Annotated in this window: 10 protein-coding genes and 1 pseudogene; 4 read left to right on the top strand and 7 right to left on the bottom strand. The window is 65.5% G+C overall.

What is annotated here, in order from left to right; all coding sequences use genetic code 11:
• Positions 1-5 precede the first annotated feature (5 nt).
• The 5 genes from ACQR1I_RS17870 to ACQR1I_RS17850 form a co-directional block, all read right to left on the bottom strand.
• The gene (locus ACQR1I_RS17870; RefSeq protein WP_434869936.1) at positions 6-1,223 is read right to left on the bottom strand and encodes a type II secretion system F family protein; all 1,218 of its coding nucleotides are present in this window, start codon (positions 1,221-1,223) and stop codon (positions 6-8) included.
• 4 nt (positions 1,224-1,227) lie between these two features.
• A complete protein-coding gene (locus ACQR1I_RS17865) occupies positions 1,228-2,898 on the bottom strand; it encodes a GspE/PulE family protein (RefSeq protein WP_434869937.1) in 1,671 nt (556 codons plus the stop codon).
• 104 nt (positions 2,899-3,002) lie between these two features.
• The gene (locus tag ACQR1I_RS17860) at positions 3,003-3,551 is read right to left on the bottom strand and encodes a tetratricopeptide repeat protein (RefSeq protein ID WP_434869938.1); all 549 of its coding nucleotides are present in this window, start codon (positions 3,549-3,551) and stop codon (positions 3,003-3,005) included.
• Entirely contained in the window at positions 3,548-5,863 is a 2,316-nt protein-coding gene (gene gspD / locus ACQR1I_RS17855) for a type II secretion system secretin GspD (protein ID WP_434869939.1), read from the bottom strand. Before gspD ends, ACQR1I_RS17860 begins: the two co-directional genes overlap by 4 nt.
• A 141-nt stretch (positions 5,864-6,004) precedes the next feature.
• Positions 6,005-7,834 carry a hypothetical protein gene (locus ACQR1I_RS17850; RefSeq protein ID WP_434869964.1) on the bottom strand — a complete coding sequence of 610 codons (1,830 nt, stop codon included), beginning with the start codon at positions 7,832-7,834 and terminating at the stop codon, positions 6,005-6,007.
• 887 nt (positions 7,835-8,721) lie between these two features.
• On the opposite strand from ACQR1I_RS17850, the gene ACQR1I_RS17845 reads away from it, so the two are divergent.
• The 4 genes from ACQR1I_RS17845 (at position 8,722) to ACQR1I_RS17830 (ending at position 16,629) form a co-directional block, all read left to right on the top strand.
• Entirely contained in the window at positions 8,722-13,761 is a 5,040-nt protein-coding gene (locus ACQR1I_RS17845) for a helicase (RefSeq protein WP_434869940.1), read from the top strand.
• 55 nt (positions 13,762-13,816) lie between these two features.
• Positions 13,817-15,316 carry an SUMF1/EgtB/PvdO family nonheme iron enzyme gene (locus ACQR1I_RS17840; protein WP_434869941.1) on the top strand — a complete coding sequence of 500 codons (1,500 nt, stop codon included), beginning with the start codon at positions 13,817-13,819 and terminating at the stop codon, positions 15,314-15,316.
• 241 nt (positions 15,317-15,557) lie between these two features.
• The gene (locus ACQR1I_RS17835; protein ID WP_434869942.1) at positions 15,558-16,154 is read left to right on the top strand and encodes a DUF4399 domain-containing protein; all 597 of its coding nucleotides are present in this window, start codon (positions 15,558-15,560) and stop codon (positions 16,152-16,154) included.
• Positions 16,155-16,395: 241 nt separating this feature from the next.
• A complete protein-coding gene (locus ACQR1I_RS17830; protein WP_434869943.1) occupies positions 16,396-16,629 on the top strand; it encodes a hypothetical protein in 234 nt (77 codons plus the stop codon).
• Between the two features lie 193 nt (positions 16,630-16,822).
• On the opposite strand, the gene ACQR1I_RS17825 is transcribed toward ACQR1I_RS17830, so the two are convergent.
• Complete coding sequence (locus ACQR1I_RS17825) at positions 16,823-17,011, bottom strand: hypothetical protein (RefSeq protein WP_434869966.1); 189 nt, start codon at positions 17,009-17,011, stop codon at positions 16,823-16,825.
• Between the two features lie 18 nt (positions 17,012-17,029).
• Positions 17,030-17,433, bottom strand: a pseudogene (locus tag ACQR1I_RS17820) (RraA family protein); the annotation flags it as partial.
• Positions 17,434-17,470 lie beyond the last annotated feature (37 nt).

Here is a 17,470-nt window from a genome sequence, read left to right as displayed (position 1 = left end):
ATCTTCTAATCACCAACGAGTTGCGTCACCGACAGGAGTGCGGTCATCACCGATACGATGAGGCCGCCCACGACGGTGCTAATCAGGATGATCGCGGCGGGACCGACGATGCCCACCATGCGATCGAGGCTTCGCTGCAGCTTCGCCTCGTAGAACTCGGCGACGCGGCCGGCGAGCACCGGCAGCTGTCCGGTCTCCTCGCCGAGACGAATCATGCGTGTGGCCATCGCCGGCAGGCCGCTGGTCGCCGCCAGCGCTTCGGATAGCTTGCCGCCTTGCCGAACGCGGTCCGCCGCCGCGATCCACACCGGGCCGTTGCCGGTGACGGACATGATGTCGATAAGGATGCGCAGCGCGGCCGTCAGCGTCAGGCCGCTGCCGAGCAGGATCGCCAGGTTCCGGCAGAACAGACTGGTGCGATACGAGCCGAATGCGGTCGAAAGGCCCGGCAGCCGGCAGAGCTGCGACACCGCCGCCGCACGGAAGCGCGGACGGCCGAGAAGCAGCAGGCTGCCGGCGAGGGCCGCCGCTGCCCACAGAGCGAGCGCAACGCCGTTGTCCCGCACGAAATCAGACATTCCGAGGAAGACGCTGATCGTGGTGTCGGTCTTGGCGCCGAAATCGCGCAGCACGGCCGAAAACTGCGGGAGCACGGCGACGAAGAAGAACAGCATCACCAGGCACGCCGCGATCAACACGAAGACGGGGTACTGAATCGCATCCGTGAGCTTGCGCCGCATCGCCGCCGCGCGCGCGCGCTCGGTGCCGAGCACGTCGAGGACGTGATCGAGGGTGCCCGACATTTCGCCGACCCGCACCAGCGCCACGTACATGGCGGGAAACTGCAGGGGGTGATGCGCCAGCGCCTCCGCGAAGCTCTCTCCGGCAAGAATGCTGGAGCGCAGGCGGCGGACGGTCGCGCGCAGACGGCCGATATCGGCATCGCTCGCCAGCAGCTCGAGCGAGTCTTCCAGCGTTGCGCCCGCCTTCAACAGCAGCGCCAGATCGTGGGTGAAAGTCGTAACATCGCTCGCGATCGGAGCACCGAACAATGCCAGGGTCTCGCGCGAGGCCGAGCGTGCAGCCTTCTCCTCAACGGTCTCGATCGGCAGCAGCTGCAGATACTCGATCCGCTCGGTCACCTCCTTGAGTGACGCAGCCGAGATCGTCCCGTGGACGATGTCGCCGTTCTGAGTCAGGGCGCGATAGCGGAACTTGCTCACGGGCTCACCGCAACGTTGTGACGCGTAGGATTTCGGCGACCGAGGTCGCTCCGGCCCGGCACTTGGAGACGCCGTCGTCGAGCATCGTGGTCATCCCGTTCCGTATGGCGCTGCGATCGATGACCGTCGCATCGGTCGCGCCCTGGATCAGCGAGCGGACCTCCTGGTTCAGTTCGAGAACCTCGAAGATCCCGAGCCGCCCGCGATAGCCGGTGCCGCCACAGCTCTCGCATCCGGTCGGCTCGTACACCGCTTCGCCAGCCGAAAATCCTGCCGCGACGTAGCGCGGGTCGGCGGCGAGATCGTCGGTGCAGAGAACCTTCCGGGATCTGCAGCGCTCGCACAGCCTGCGCACCAGCCGTTGCGCGATCACCGCGCGCAAGGTCGAGCGCAGCAGAAAGTCCTCGACACCTAGGTCGAGCAGCCGCGGGATGGCGGCTGCGGCGCTTTCGGTGTGCAACGTCGTCATCACGAGGTGCCCGGTCAGCGCAGCATGAACCGCGACATGGGCGGTTTCGCCGTCGCGGACCTCGCCGACCATGATGACGTCGGGATCCTGTCGCACGAAGGAGCGCAGGGCGGCCGCGAAGGTCAGTCCGATGGCCGGCTTCACCTGCGACTGGTTGATGCCGGGAAGCTCATACTCGACCGGATCCTCGATGGTGAGAATCTTCCGCGTCGGCTCGTTGAGGATCGATAGCGCCGTTGCGAGTGTCGTGGTCTTGCCACTGCCCGTCGGCCCGCAGATCACGATCATGCCGTGAGGCAGAGCCAGCAGACGGCGCAGCGATCGATCGTCGTGGGGAGCGAAGCCGAGCTTCTCGATGGATAGCAGCCCCCGGTCTTTCGGGAGAAGCCGGATCACGGCCGATTCGCCATGGTGCGTCGGCATCACGGCGACGCGGACGTCGAGCTCGAAGCGGCCGACGCGAAGCCGCGCAGCGCCATCCTGAGGCAGCCGGCGCTCGGCGATATTCAGCCCGGCGACGATCTTGATCCGCGAGATGACGGCTTGAGGCAGAACACCTACGGGCTCGGGGACGGGCTTCAACAGACCGTCGACACGCATCCGCAGCGACAGTCCGTTCCGCGTGGCCTCGACGTGTATGTCGCTGGCGCGCAGTTCGACTGCCAGCTCGAACAGATCGTTGACGGCGCGCACCACCGGCGCTCCGGTGGCGAGGTCGCGCAGGCTTTCGATGTCCTCGTCCTGCCGCTGCGGCTGCTCGGCGCCTTCGCGCGCCGGCATCTCGTCGTCGCCGGCCAGCCGGTTCAGCGCGGTGGCAATGTCCTCGGATGATGCGACCACCAATTCGACCGGACCACCGAAAACCAGCTCCGCCGCGCGCGCGGCCGCGGTATCGCCGGGATCGGCCACTGCAAGACAAGGCCCGTGTTCGTCGGATTGAAACGGGAAGACCATCGTCTCCCGAAGGAAGCGCCGGGAAAAATGCTCGGCCAGCGACTTCGACGCCAGCAGGTCGGACAACGTGATCCGAGGCAATCCGAGCTGCTCGGCGATGGCGTCGGCGCGTTCGGCGGCCGTGATCTCCATTGTCTCCGACGATCGTCCACCGGCCACTGCAGCGTCCGCCGGCCGGGCGCCGGACGAGACCAGCCGGTTGCCACCGCGCAGCTGCTCGGCGAGTCGAAGAGGAGGGAAAGTCGGGCTCATGGCGCGTTCCGTGACGGATCGTTGTCGGTCACCTCATTGCCGAGGGCAGGCAGGCGAAGTACGTCGTTGTCGGTACGGAAAATGATGCTTTTGAGAATTGCGATTTAGAAGACCGATAAATCGCCATGCTGCCCATCCACGATGGTCTGGCCGCGTAGTCCCTGCTGCCATTGCACGGCGAGACGCTGGCCGTCGACGATCTGATCAGACGACATCTTGGACGCCACGGCGTCGCGTATCCGCAGATAGGGCCCACGCTCGCGAGCCGACGCGGCGCCGGCTGCAAGGCTCAGCCATTTGTAGGCCAGCACCGGATCCGTTGGCACGCCATGCCCTTTGTCGTAGGCGAGGCCAAACAGATGCTGCGCGGTCGGATCGCCGTGTTCGGCAGCTCTTGCGTAGAGATCGACCGCCATCTCGTAGGATTGTGGAACACCTAGTCCGTTCTCGTACATGTAGCCGAGCACGGTCATGGCGCGTGCATGCCCGTGCTGCGCCATCGGCGTCAGCAAGGTTGCAGCCTTGACGTAATCGCCGCGGGCGAATGCCGCCCAGGCCGCTCCCGACGACCGGGCATCGGCCGCCGGCGCCGCTGCCGCGATGCCGAGCGCAAACGACAGCAATGCAATTGCGGCCTTCGCACGCCGCGTCATCGGTTGCTCCGAGACGTTTGAAGTGCAGTGGTGGACACGGGCCGTATCGTGCCGCGCAGCTTGGACCGCAGTTCCTCGGCGACATAATGCGCATCGGTGCCATCGCGGATGATCTGCGGACGGATGAAGATGATCAGCTCCGTCCGTCCGCGGCTGCGGTCGTTGTGACTGAAGAGGTCGCCGAGGCCGGGGATCTGGTCGATGCCGGGGATGCCGTTGCGCGTGCCCTGGTGGGTTTCGCTGATGAGGCCGGCCAGCAGGACGGTCTGGCCGCTGGCCACGGCAACCGAACTCTTCACCTTGCGCTGCGCGACCGTCGGCGTCAGGCTGTTGGCTGTCTGCGGCGAGACGTTGCTGATCTCCTGCTCGATCTCCAGCCTGACATTGCCGTTCTCGTTGACCCGCGGCGCAACACGAAGGATGATTCCGGTGTTGCGGTAGTCGATCGTATTGACGACCGTGTTGTTGGTGGTCAGCACGGTTGCGCTGCCGGTCGAGACCGGCACCTGGTCGCCGACCTGCAAGGTCGCGGCCTGGTTGTCGATCACCACCAGCGACGGGTTGGACAACACCTTCACGTCCGTGACGGTATGGAGCGCGCTCAGGATCGCGCTCGGCTGCGATTCCGATCCGATCAGGAAGTTGAATCCCGGAAACGCGCGGCTGAGGAAGGCATTGGTGATCGATCCCGCCGCGGAGGCGACGGCCGTCGGCGCCGAGGTCGATGTGGTGTTGAGAGCCGATCCCTGATCAGGCCTCAAGCCGAGATTCTTGCTCGTCAGATAGGCCTGCACGCCATAGTTCAGCGAGTCGTTCAGCGTGACCTCGGCGATCGTCGCGTCGATCGCGACCTGCAACTGCGGACGATCGCATTGCCGCAAGGTGGCTTCGATCACCCGATAGTTTTCCTTGTCGGCATAGATCAGAAGCGTGTTGTTGACGACGTCGGGCGTAATGCGCACACCGTCCATCAGCGGTTTGCTGCCGGCGGGAGACGCGCGCGAGTCCGATCCCGCGTCGAAGCCGGCCTGGGTCGGCGGCGGCGTCCCGCCAAAGCCCCGGTTGGCGACGAGCCCGTTGGAGCCCGACGGCTGGCCAGCAGACCCCGTCGTGCCGGCGGCCGAGAGCCGCTCGATGCTCGAGTTGGTCGATGCACCCGTGCCAGGCGCGAGGTCGTTCGACGCTGCCTCTGCAGCGCCGGCGGAGACCGTGAACATGTCGTTCAGCACCCGTGCCATCTGGCGAGCCTCGCCATACTTGACCCGGTAGACATGCACGCTGTTGCGCAGCGTGTTGCCGCTGTCCAGCCGCTTGATCCACGTTTCCGCGGTGTGCAGCAGCGCCGGCTTGCGGCTGATGACCATCACGGCGTTCATACGGCTGATGGTCTGGAACTTGACCATGTTCTGGCCGAGGCCGCTGTCGCCGGCGTCCATGATCTTCTCGAGTTCGGCGACGATCGGCTCGGGATTGCCGTTCGCGATCGGGAAGATCCCGACCGACTGCCCGCGCATCCAGTCGGCATCGAAGCTGAGCGCGGCGTCGATCGCGGTCTGGCGTTCGGCCCCGGTGCCCTGAATCAGCAGCACGTTGCGGCCGGGGTCGGCGCGCACGGTGCCGGGCTTCAGCGCAAAGCTGTCGAGCAGCTTCAGCAATGTCGGCGCGGAGACGTATTGCAGCGGCAGCACTGAAATGCCATAGCCGGGCTCGGCCGAGCCTCCGGCGCGATCGACGTTGCCGGCCCCGACTGCGTCGCCGAGCGGGATCAGGCGGTAACCGGAATTGTCGCGGACCAGCGCCGTACCTGCGAGGCGCAGCGCATTTTCCAGGACGTAGGCGACGTCGGCTTTCGGCACCGGGCGCACCGAGGACAGGCTGACCGTTCCCTGAATCCGGGGATCGATGGTGTAGCCGACGCCGAGGACGTCGCCGAGCACGACCTTGGCAACCGTCGCAATCGGTGTGTTTTCGAAATTCAGTTCGAAGCCGTTGCCGACGGGTTGCGAATGCGCAGCCACCTGCTGGACCGGAAGCGAGTCGGAGGAGGGCGCTTCCGCGCGGGCATTGCGCGCGTCTCTCGCATCGTCGGCGCCGGAATAGATTTCGGCGCGCGCGCGCCTGGCTGCCGGCGATTGCTCGGGAAGCACCTGCCGGGGATAGCGGGGTGAAAGGTCGAGCCGGCCGACCTTGCCCATCACGTCGTCACCGCGATCATCGGCGTTGAGCGTGGCTGGGTTGCACGCCGCAAGCCCCAGCGCGACGACGACCAGAGCAGCCGAGACCGTACCGTATCTCAGCCTATCGGAGCTCACATCAGCATTCCAAACCACTTGCCCGCCCGCCCGCTCTGATGAGTACGCATGTTTGTCGAGGAGATGCCCGGGACGGAAGGCAGCGGCCTCCCGTCCCCAGCTTTTTGCCGCCCGCCTGCGCAGCAGGCGGGGTCCAATCGGCTACCAGAGCCAGCCGACACCGGCGAGTATGCGATCCTGCATGGCGCCGGCGGCGCTGTGATCGATCACCTTGGTGTAGTTCAGCTTGTAGACCAGGCTCGGATTCGGGAAGATAGCGAGGCCGACGTCGTGGAACGTCATGTCGCCATGACCTGAGATGTTGTGAATCCCGTTCGAGATGTCAGAGCCGAGCACCCCCGAGGTCTGGAAGTTCTGGCGGGTGTAACGATAGAACGGCACGATGTCGTAGTCGTTGGGCGCCCGGAAGTGATAGGCGATCTCGCCCGAGTAGCCCCACATGTTCTTGCCGACGTTGTTGTCGTCAACAAGGTCGTTGTTCGCACGCAGGTTCTCCGGGTTGGAGAAGTTCACGAAGGCGTATTCGCCCCGCAGCTCGAGCCCCGTGTTCGGGACGCGATAGCGAGCTTCGGTGTTGAAGATCGTCATCGCGTTCTTGCCGAGCGAAATCTCGTTGCCGTTCGGATCGGTGGCGTAGGCGCCGCGCGGCGTGACGTTCGGCGAATAGTAGATCGCCGAGCTGCCGGCGAAGCCGGGGAGGAACGACGGCGTGTAGCTCAGTCGGAACGTATAGGCCAGCTGGTTGCTCAACTGACGATTATCGCCGATCGGCGGACGAGAAAGCTGAAGCGCCTCTAAACCATTGATGCCGCCCTCATAGCCGCCGGGCGTGATGTGGCCATTGTCCCCGCGACGATCGAAGCTGTCACCGAAGTCCTCGGCGCTCTGGCTGACCTGGAATTGGTAGTTCAAGCCGTCGACGATCTTGCCGTAGAATCCGGCCGCGGGTGCATACCAGGTGGTCGGGATCAGGCCGTTGGCAAGCTCCGGCCGCCGCACGCTGTAGAACAGCGTCGGCTCGTGGTAGAGATTGGTAAAGGAGATCGGGATCAGGTCGACGCCTGGAGAGCGCAACGTGAAATAGTCGTTGAACTTGATGTCGAAGAAGGCTTGTTCGACCTCGACGGCGCCGTGCAGCTTGTCGTCGTTGTCGAACGCGATGCCGCCGTGCTCCCATTCCAGCTCTGCATTGAAGGTGATGTAGTCGTTGACCTGATAGGTCGGCAGCAGCACCAAGCGGTGCGCGTCGAAGCCGTTCTGCCACTGGCCGTTGGCGTCAGGGTTCTGCATCGAGCCGAATTTGATTTCGCCGTACATGCCGATCTTCATGCCGGGCGCGGGAGTAGGCGCAGCGCCGAACAGATCTCTGCCCGGTGACGGCGGGGGTGCCTTGAGATCGGCAGCCGGCGTGAATCTGGGCTTTGGCTCCGAATCCGCAAACGCTGCCGCCAGCCGTGACGCCGGTGTCGGCGATTCCGCGCGCTGTGCGGCCTGATCGTTGGCTTTGGTGTCTTTCGGATCGGCGAGCGCCATGGCGTTGGCAGTGGAATTCGACGCCGACGCCGCATTGAACGAAGCTTTCGACGCGCTGCCACGCTGGTCCTTGCCGTCGGTGAGCGCCACCTTGTCCGTCGGTCGCCTCGATGCGAGCGATGCGGACTGTCCGACGCTGGCGGCTTTCTTGGCCTTCGCGTCCTTGAGTTCGACCTGGAGGCTGTTGATGCGCTGCTCCATGGACTCGAGCTTCGCCATCAGCGCCTTGACCGCCGGCCCGTCCGTCGCACGCGACGGCGTATTTTCGGCCGCCTTCGCCGTCACGGCGCCCAGCGCCAGTGTTGAGACAGCGGCCAGGAGCGAGGGCAGGAGCCTTGCCCGGCCGCGCGTTCGAGCACCATTGCCGAGACCTGGCGCAACGTCGTGCGCAGGCACGACGCGACCGGCAGGTCTCACATTGCAGCTAACCAAATCCATCAGTTCAACCTCCCCATCAATGACCTGCGGACGTCCAACCCTCATCCGCGTCGCCTGAGCACTGATCCGTGTGTGCAAATGCAAGTCCTTCGCCGCTAGAAGCCGGCAATGTCGATACTTGGGCTCGCGGGCGATGTTGACGTGACGGCACTTGGGCAGAGCGGTGCGCGCGCCGGTGGGCGTGGTTGTTCGGCAGAAGAGCGGGCGGGCGCTGCCAGGCTTGCCGCTATCGGCTAAGTTCCGCGAATTCCTGCCGATTACGGCGCGCGACAATCATCGCGGGCGCAATGACATGATACGCATCATCGATTGAAGCCCAGGCTGCCGCAGCGTGAGTTCGTGAGTGAGGCCACACTTCGTCAGCGATCGAGGCGTTGCGCGACGAATTGCGTTGAAGCGATGGCATTGTCTGGAGCGCCCATTCAAATCACACGGGAAAACCGACGCGGGCTCTGCTCGGATTGCGGCGGGATGACGTGCGGGTTTTCCGGTTCGGCGGCTCTCGGGATCGTGCGACCGCCCGCCGCACGCAATCAAGGCAGCCGAGCGGGCGGAAAGTCGCGGCCTTTAAACGAATTCTAAAGTAGCCGCGGCTCGTCTGATCCGAACTTTTTGGAAGTCCTACAAATCAGTTGGCTCATCTTGGCGGTTTTGCAGCCCGTGTGGCGAGGCACCCATCATTACGCCGCATTGCGTGACCCTATTGGCCAATTAGTCCTGTCGTCCGTCGAACGCCGCGAAATCTCGACCAGTGCAATCGCGGTGCAGCGGGAGACGCGAACCTTACCAAGATTGAAAATGTTCAAGTCTGCTTGCTTTGATCATCATGCTTCTCACCAGGTGCGGCGCGGGTCGTGGCGCGCATCGGCTCGGATCGGAAAGACATCATGAATGTTGTCCATCGGTTGCAGCCAGCGATCGGACCGCTGCAGACCATCCTCGGTCACCTCAGCGATATAGTCTCGCATGGGCGCGAGGCGGTTCAGCGCGTGTCTGACTATCAGTTGTCGGACGGCACCCGTTTTGTGCTTCATCAGCACGAGCTTGAGAACCTGCCCGGCGTCACGCGCGACACGTTCGATGCGGACGGCCCGGTGTGGCTCTGCGTCGAAGGCCTCGTTGCCACCCAGCCGCCGGCTGTCGATTCGGATCTGGTCATGTGGATCGGCGTGTCCGATGATCCGAACCGACGTCCGCTGGTCCGGCAGCGCGCCACGATCACGGTAGACGAGACCGAGAAGGATCGCCTGGTCGCACTCGGGCAGGCGCGTGCGGAGCACTGCTCGCAGGGGGAGTCTGGCGATGCCGCCGAGGGACTCTGGAGCGTGCGTCTGCGTCTGGAGCAGCGCCCTGACATCGTCGAGCGCCTGGAGCGATATCTCGCGGGTTCGTGGGCCACGTGGGCCGCGGCCGAACGGCCGATCCGTCGCACCATCGACCTGCACCGACGGTTGCGCGAACTGGCTAACGTGGCCAGTCGGGGCGATTGCGAGATCGTCTGGGGACTGGGCGTCAGCCGCTGGCGACGACAGGGACGTGACCTGGATCTGCCGGTGCTCGAGCGTCTCGTCGAGATCGAGGTCGTGGAAAGTGCAGAGGCGGAAATCAGGGTTCGCCCCCGGATGGCCGGCGCGGCGGTCCGCCTCAGCGCCTTCGAGCCGATGACGCCCACGGCGGCATCGGCAGGTGATCACGCCGAAACGCTGCTGCAGGCTCTCGGGCGAGGCAGCGAGATATCGCCGTTCCAACCGACGAGTTTCGAGCCGGTGCTCACCGCGATCAGCTCCCACCTCGATCCGCAAGCCCGCTATTGTCCGGGCGCGCCGGGCCCAGCCCATCCGCTGCCGGAAGCAGGCGAGCGGCTGATGGTCTCAGATCGCTGGGTGATGTTTGCGCGGCAGCGCTCGGACGAGACGCTGCTGCACGATCTCGAGCGCCTAAGGCGAGCGATCGAGTATGGACCGAAGAGTGGCTGCTGCCTGACCACGCCGCTCAATGTTCTGCTCGGGGCTCCGGACCACGATGCCCGGGACATGCTGCGCCAGCGGCCCTCCGGCGTGATCGGTCATCCGATCGACGTCGCTCCCGCCGCGCAAGCCGCTGACGGCCAGGGCGATCTGTTCTTTCCCCTGCCGACCAACTCCGACCAGATGGAAATTGTACGCCAGCTGAGACGATCGGACGGCGTGGTCGTTCAAGGCGCCGTCGGCACCGACCGCTGTTCCGCGATCGTCAATCTGGTCTGTCATCATCTCGCTCTGGGGCTGCGCGTGCTCGTGGTCTCGCGCGACGAGTCGGCGCTCGCGACCCTGTCCGGTGCGCTGCCCGGCGCCGTGCGCGATCTCACCCTCAATCTGATGGCGTCGGACAAGGACGCGTTACGGGAAGCAGAGCTAATCGTGGGCCGGCTACTCTCGATCGTCGAGAGGATGGACCTGCACGAGCAGGCCGAAGCGGTCAATCGCTTGGAACGCGACATCGTCGCAACCAGTCAGGAGATCTCGCGTCTCGACGACGAGGCGGCCGCGATCGTCGACCGGAGCACGTTGAGGTCACAGGGCGTCTCCGACCTGCCGGTTGACGGCCTGACGTCGTTGATCGCCGAGCGAGACGACTATGCCTGGTTCACGGATCGCCCGGAACGGTTTCTGGCCGAGACCGATCTGCTGATTGCGGCCGCCGATCAGGCGCGCGCGGCGCGGCTGCGGCTGGGCGCCGATCTCAAATATGTCGATGACGAGCTTCCCAAGATGGCGACGCTGCCGGACGCCGCGACCTTGGTGCGCCTGCACAAGGATCTGCAAGCGACGGCGCAGGGCAGTGCGGATGTTCGGGACGATCGGCTCGGCCGCGCTGCCGCGGCGGCGCTCGGACCGGACGAGGCCGACAAATTTGCCAGTGATCTCGATGCACTGGCTGCAGCGCATCGGATCATCGCCGAACAGCCCTGGCTCGCGGCGCTGTCTCCGATCGGCGGGCGTGGCGGCGAAACACCGCGCGAAGCGGCCATGGTGATCGACTTCGCACGCGATGCCTCGGCTCTCTTGGTCCGGCGCGCTGACGTGCTGGCGCGGCCGGTGGAACTGCCGGACGACAATTTCCTCGACAACGATCTGGTTGCTGCCGTGGAGCGATTGGCTGCCGGCGGCAGCACCAAGCTGTTGGCGCGGTTGTCGCCGTCCGGTCGTGCGCTGAAGCAGTCCGTGGATGCGATCAAGCTGGCGGGCTTCGCGCCAAAGACGGCTGCGGATTGGAGCGTTGTCCGCGATCACCTGACGTGGCGGCGCCACCAGCATTCGCTCGACGCGAGATGGCGTTCGCTGGCGCCGGCTATCGGTGCGCCTGCGCTGGAAGCATCGCATCCGCTCCAGGGGCACGAGCGCGTCGCCAGGAGCGTCGAGATCGCGGTCGTGACGGCCGCCCTGGCCAAGCGCAACGTGTCGATCAATGCCGCAAAGCTCTCGATGCGGGACGCCGACATCGCCGATCTGCTCGGCGATGGCCAGAGACTTGCAGCGCTCGCGGCTGCCGTCAGGACCGCGGCTCGACGCGTCGCCGATCAGCGGACGGAGTTGGCCCGGCTGAAACGGCTGTTCCGCGGCTGCGGTGCGATCGAAGCGCTGGTTCGCGAAGACGTGCTCTCGCAGATCGGCCGCGATGATATCGGTCCGCGCGAAATCGAGCGGCGTTGGATCGCCGTGCGCACAAGGCTGCGAGCGCTGCATGAGCGGCGCGAGGATGTCGAACTGCTCGATGAGGTGTGCCAAGCGATGACCGCGGCCGGGGCAGGCGCCTTCGCCCGCCGTATCAGGACCGAGCCGGCAGACCGGGACGGCGGCGATCCGGTGCTCGTCGCAGATTGGGTCATGGCCTGGAATTGGGCGGTCTTGACGCGACAGACCGAAGTCGTCGGTCAGTTGCAGCGGCTCCGCGATCTGTCCGACGAGCGTGCCGCGCTCGAGGTGCGTTTGCGTGAGCTGTTCGAAGAGGTGGTCGTGTCACGGACTGCCCTCAGCCTGGCGCAGAACATCGACAGCGATGTGATGCACGCGTTCACCGTCTTCACCACGACGCTGCGCAAACTGGCTGCGACCTGCTCGGGCCTGACGGCGTCCCGGTTGCGCGAGATCGCGCGCGAGGCGCTGGAAGGATGCCATGAAGGAATTCCGTGCCAGCTGATGCCGACCTGGCGTGTCGCCGAGCAACTTCCGTCGCGCCTCGGGGTGTTCGATCTGGTGATCGTCGACGACGCCTCGTCGTCCGATCTGCGCGAGCTGAATGCGGTTCTCCGGGGGCGCAAGGTCGTCGTCCTCTCGGATCAGGGGCGACCGACGCTCGATGTTCTCGAGCCGGGCGATCACGGCGTCGGACGTGCCGATCACGTTCCCGCACGCAGCGGCCCCGTCGCGATCCGCCAGCTCTTGCTGCCCGGCGCGGGCCTTTACGATCTCGTCAAGTCGCTGTTTCCCGATCGGATCATCCGGCTTCGAGGACAGACGCGCCGGCTCGATTCGGTCGTGCTGCCGATGACGGCGTCGCCCCTGCCGCTTCTGGAGTCCGAGCCGCCGGCAACCGTCGTTGCAACTTCGGCACAGTCGCCGATACCGGCTGGTGCGAGCGTGGACGCCGAGCCGTCGGTCACCCGCCCGGCGAGTTCGATCGAGGATGAGATCGCCACGGTGGCCGAAGGTCTGGCGCTCGCCCGGCTCTCGGCAGAGCGGGAGCCGCAACAGAGCAGCGTGATTCACGTCGCGCCGCCATCCTGGCTGAGCCCGCGCTCGCGCGTCAGCGCGCGGAGCGGGGAAGCGCAGGAATCAGCACGTGGTGGAGCGGCTGAGAACTGGGGCGGTCCGGAGTCGCCCGGCGCGCCAGTGCCGCTGGTCTCGACATCGTCGGAAGCTGCCGGATCACTTACGAACAGCGACTCTCTCCATCTGGCCGAAGCGCCGGCCACCGCGACCGTGCTGCCGTTGCGCACGGTGTCCCCCGTGGCTTCATCGAACCCGCGTGTGCCCGAGGCAGAGACGTTCGACCGCGCGGCGCCGGCCGACGCGCGGCGGCGCGACGCGTTGCGCGATCTCGCCGACCTGCCGCCGCAGGCGGAGAGCCGCCGCTCGCGCTCGATTGGCACAGTGAGGCGATGGCGCGCCCGGCACCTTATGGCCGCTGCGGCAGCCGTCGCGGTCATGATGGTCGGCGCTTCGGCCTATTGGCTGTCGGCCACGAACCGAATGACGACCTCGTGGCAAGGGGTCTTCAGTCAACTGCCGGCTTTCTGGACTGGAGGCTCGACGGCGGTCGCGCTGCCGGCCGGTACAGAGCCGCGCAAAGTGATTGCGGACCGGATTTCGCCGGACGGCAAGGGTGCGACGAGTGATGGTGCGACAAGCGCTGCCGAGCTGCTTGTGTCGCATGCCGTGCTATACCAGGAGGATCCGTCGGATCCTCGCGGCAAGCGATTCATGGGCAAGGTGACGTGGCGCGTCGAGCCGGGCGCCGGGGCGGTGCCGGCATCCATCAAAGGCGATATCGAGATCGATCAGCGCATGACGGCCACCCTGTTGCTGCGTCCCAACGTCGAAAACGAAATGCCCGCAAGCCACATCATGGAGGTCAAGTTCAACCTGCCGGAGGACGCCTCTCGCACCGGCGTCGATACCTTGCGGGGCGTGAGCATGAAGGCCAGGGAATCGGGGCGCGGCGCTCCGTTGTCCGCTCTCACGGCAAAGGTGACGCCGACGTTCTTCATGATCGCGCTGTCGGCCGGCGATGTCGACACCAAGCGGAACGTGCTGCTGCTCAAGGGCAAGGAGTGGATCGACATTCCGATCGTGTACAGCGGCGGCAGCCGGGCGGTTCTGGCGATCGAAAAGGGAGCAGACGGTGAGCGCGCATTCAAGGATGCGTTTGCTGCCTGGGGGCAATGATCCAGCAGGGCCAATGCGGGGCGCGTCCCAGACGACGATGATCGGGATCGACGAGATGAGGCACGCGGCGGGCTCAACGGCGAGCGAGTTGGCGATGGTCTCGGTCACCCAGACCGTTCCGTGCGAGCGGTGCGGCCGGACGGTGCGGGTGACGTTGAACGCGCTGCGCCCGCCCAGCTTCCAGCGTGTCGACGAGCAGATCGAGTGCCCGGAGATCCAGCAGCGCCGCAATAGCGATGACGGCGGCCTGTTGCTGATGATGTGTCCGCCCTTGCAGCACTCCCTCGAGTCCCGATGCGCGACCGCCAGCGTCGAGGCGGCGACAGATGGCGGCGCGGCTGGACGGATCGTCTGCAGCATTCCCGGTGTTTCGACAGAGCAATATTCCGCGGCGGAAGCTCGCAACGTTGCCGAGATCTGGCAGACGCATGGACAGGACGATCTGGCCTCGAAGCTTCGCTCGGCCGCTTCGCGCGCCGAACGTGGGCCGCTGGTCTCGCCCCGCGCCGCGGCCGGTCTCGCCGCCTTCGTTCTGATCGCCATCGCCGGCTGGTTCATGCTGGCGCGTGGTCCCGGCTCGCCGCTCCCCGAGCCGGCTTCGCAGCAGCAGGCGGTCCAGACGCCGGAGCCGGCTGCGAGCCGCACGAGCATCGCTGTTTCGGAGAGCCCGGCTCCGCCGCAGCCCGTTGCGCCGACGCCCGAGCCAACGCCAGCGCTGCTGCAAGGCGGGCTTCCGGACGCCGCGACGCGCTCGAGCCCCACGGAGACGATGCAAAGCCCGGCGCCAGAGTTGCAGGCCGCGGCGGTCGTTTCGCCGCCCAAGGCCGCACCCTCTCTCACGGATTCGGATATGGCTGCCGAGCCGTCGATGCGTTCGACGAACCGCTTGCCCGACATGGTCATGATCCCCGGCAATACGTTCGCAATGGGGGGCCTCGAAAGCGCGGAGCTTCCCGTCCACCGCGTCACGATCGCACCGTTCGCGCTCGGCAAATATCCCGTCACGGTCGGCGAGTGGAACGCATGCGTGACCGACAAGGCGTGCGCGGACCTGGCGACAGGCCCGGAGGACAATCCCGTCACCAATGTCAGCTACTACGACGCCAAGGACTATCTGGCGTGGCTCTCACGCACCTCCGGCAAGCCGTTTCGGCTGCCGAGCGAGGCGGAATGGGAATATGCCGCGCGCGGAGGTGCAGCGACGAAATTCTGGTGGGGCGATCAGATGCGCCCGGGAATGGCCAATTGCGACGGATGCAACGGGACCGGCGAGCCCGCACGCCTAGTGAAAGTGGGGAGCTTCCAGGCCAATCCTTTCGGCCTGTTCGATATGGGCGGCTCCGTCGATCAGTGGGTCGCCGACAGCTGGCACAAGAACTATCAGGGAGCGCCGTCCAATGGCGCGGCATGGGTTGACGAGCAGAGCTTCGTCCGCGTCATCCGCTCGGGATCGTGGAAGAATGATGCAAGCTACGTGCGCAGCGGAAGCCGCGACCGCTACGACGGGCGGGTGAGATATCCGACGCATGGCTTCCGCGTCGCTCAGTCGCTCTAGTGCGGGCTGGTGCGGAGGAGGATGACGAGCAGACCGAGTTAGCGGCACCGTTGAGCTGGACGCGTCAGGGCTCGAGCCGTCTAACCGGCGGCCATTGTTTCGAAGTTGACAATATCTGTTGTGCAATATGTTTGCGAGTTGGAGCGTTATGAGTAGCGTCACATCTGCGCCTTCGGCGGCGTTGACTGATCTGAAATGCTTTCGACGACCTGGTCTGCGTCGGCACGTGACGATTGCAGCCATGGGACTGACTACTGCGCTCGCGCTGTTGCCGACGCTTGCGTCGGGGCAGGGCAGGACCGCGCCCAAGGATGCGCATCTCTACTTCATCACGCCCACCGACGGGGACACCGTGAAGGGCGCGTTCTGGTGCCGCTTCGGCCTCCGCAACATGGGGGTCACCCATGCCGGGGACAGTTTCGCCAACAGCGGCCATCATCATCTGCTGATCGATTCCAATGATCCGATCAGCGCGGGCGAACCGATCCCGCAGGACAGGAAGCATCTGCACTATGGCGGCGGCGAGACCGAGGTCCGGATCGAGCTGCCGCCGGGAAAACATACGCTGCAGCTCGTGCTCGGCGACGGCGAGCACTTCAACTTCGATCCTCCCGTGGTGTCGCAGAAGATTACGATCGTCGTCGGCGACGAAACAGGATCGCGCCGGCGGAGCGCCGCGCATGCGCGCCGGAAAAGCAGGCAAGCTCAGGCCGAGCTCGCGCGTTCGACAACGCCGACGTCGACCCCGGACGCGTCCGACTCGTCGAACAAGGCCGTCGAATTTTTCAAGGGCATCTTCGGGGTGCGAAACGAGCCGTCAGCACCGGTCAAGCAGTAGCAGGTCGTGCCGTTGACGCGCGCGGCGCCGCTGGGCCGATTTTGCTCGATGTCGCTCAAGTGACGGGTGCCATCCGCCGCGCCAGCGCCATGCTGCTCGCGCAGAATGACGAACGGGGGCTCGAGGCATCATCGACGAGCTTCAGGAACGCAAGCTGCGTTTCGGGAACGGATCGTAGCCGGTGTCGTTCTCGCTGCCGGTGCATTGTTGGTCAGCCGTCTCGTCTCGGGAGAGCAGAGCGATGAGAGTCTTGTGCCTCGCAATACTGGTGCTGGGTCTGGTCGGGGGGCCTTCTCATGCAGGCGAGTCCTGTGGACCCGGATGCCACGTCGCGCCGAACGGAGGCTGCGTGGTCGATGGCTGGGAGGCCGGCGCGCCGGTGTGGAACGAGTGCCCGGCGGGCGCCCGCCCCAGGCCGCCCTGCGGCGCCTTCTTCAAATGGAGCAGGCAGGCAAAGGCCTGCATCATCCGATGATGGGAGCCTTGGAGAAGGCCGTTATATTCCGGCATCGGCCATCCGCGGGAAAGTAGGTCAATACCGTGTAGGACGACCCTCGAGGGGCGGGGGGAGGCCTGCTGAAAGGACTGGGGAGAGCCTGGCCGGCATCAAGAACGGGCCTGGCGTGCTCCCTCTCCGTCAGCTTCTCCGCAACTCTCACATTTGCCGCTCAGTTGGCGCAACGTGCCTCAAGCGCATCGACGAATGATCGATCCCATCGGCCTTCACGGATTGCCTGGATGGTGCGGTGTTCATTCTGTTCCTGGGCCAGTGCCTTCTCGATGACCCCTGCAGCCAGGGATGGTGGGAAGGCGAGGAGGCCGTCCTGATCGCCCACGATGATGTCGCCCGCGTTCACGGGCATACCCCCCACGGTGATCGGGACATTGATCGCTCCGGGACCATCCTTGTATGGACCACGATGGGTCACGCCGCGCGCGTACACGGAAAAGTACGCTGACGAATCTCGGCAACGTCGCGAATCGCGCCGTCGATCACCATGCCGGCAAGCCCCAGCGAGGCCGCGGCGAGCGTCATGATGCCGCCGACCAGTGCGTTGGAGATATCACCGCCGGCATCGACGACCATCACGTCGCCGGGACGACAGAAGTCGTAGGTGCGCAGGATGGCGAGGTTGTCGCCGCCGCGCGTCTCGACCGTCACCGCAGTGCCCACCATCGGCGCCGGGAAGTGATACGGGATCAGCCCGGTACTGCCGCAATTGCGGTGCAGCTGATCGCTGAGCAGGGCGACCGCGATGGTCCGCAGTTTTGCGATCACTGCAGGATCGACTTGCGGGAGCCGAAGTGTTCTTCAC

The organism is Bradyrhizobium sp. HKCCYLS2038, from assembly GCF_051167655.1.
Lineage (GTDB): Bacteria > Pseudomonadota > Alphaproteobacteria > Rhizobiales > Xanthobacteraceae > Bradyrhizobium.
This window is presented reverse-complemented; position numbering and strand designations above follow the sequence as displayed.

Bases quoted from the DNA above. Each gene is read 5' to 3' on its own strand.
- ACQR1I_RS17840 (WP_434869941.1), top strand. From the start codon at position 13,817: ATGAGGCACGCGGCGGGCTCAACGGCGAGCGAGTTGGCGATGGTCTCG.
- ACQR1I_RS17830 (WP_434869943.1), top strand. From the start codon at position 16,396: ATGAGAGTCTTGTGCCTCGCAATACTGGTGCTGGGTCTGGTCGGGGGG.
- ACQR1I_RS17835 (WP_434869942.1), top strand. From the start codon at position 15,558: ATGGGACTGACTACTGCGCTCGCGCTGTTGCCGACGCTTGCGTCGGGG.
- ACQR1I_RS17860 (WP_434869938.1), bottom strand. From the start codon at position 3,551: ATGACGCGGCGTGCGAAGGCCGCAATTGCATTGCTGTCGTTTGCGCTC.
- ACQR1I_RS17865 (WP_434869937.1), bottom strand. From the start codon at position 2,898: ATGAGCCCGACTTTCCCTCCTCTTCGACTCGCCGAGCAGCTGCGCGGT.
- ACQR1I_RS17845 (WP_434869940.1), top strand. From the start codon at position 8,722: ATGAATGTTGTCCATCGGTTGCAGCCAGCGATCGGACCGCTGCAGACC.
- ACQR1I_RS17850 (WP_434869964.1), bottom strand. From the start codon at position 7,834: ATGGATTTGGTTAGCTGCAATGTGAGACCTGCCGGTCGCGTCGTGCCT.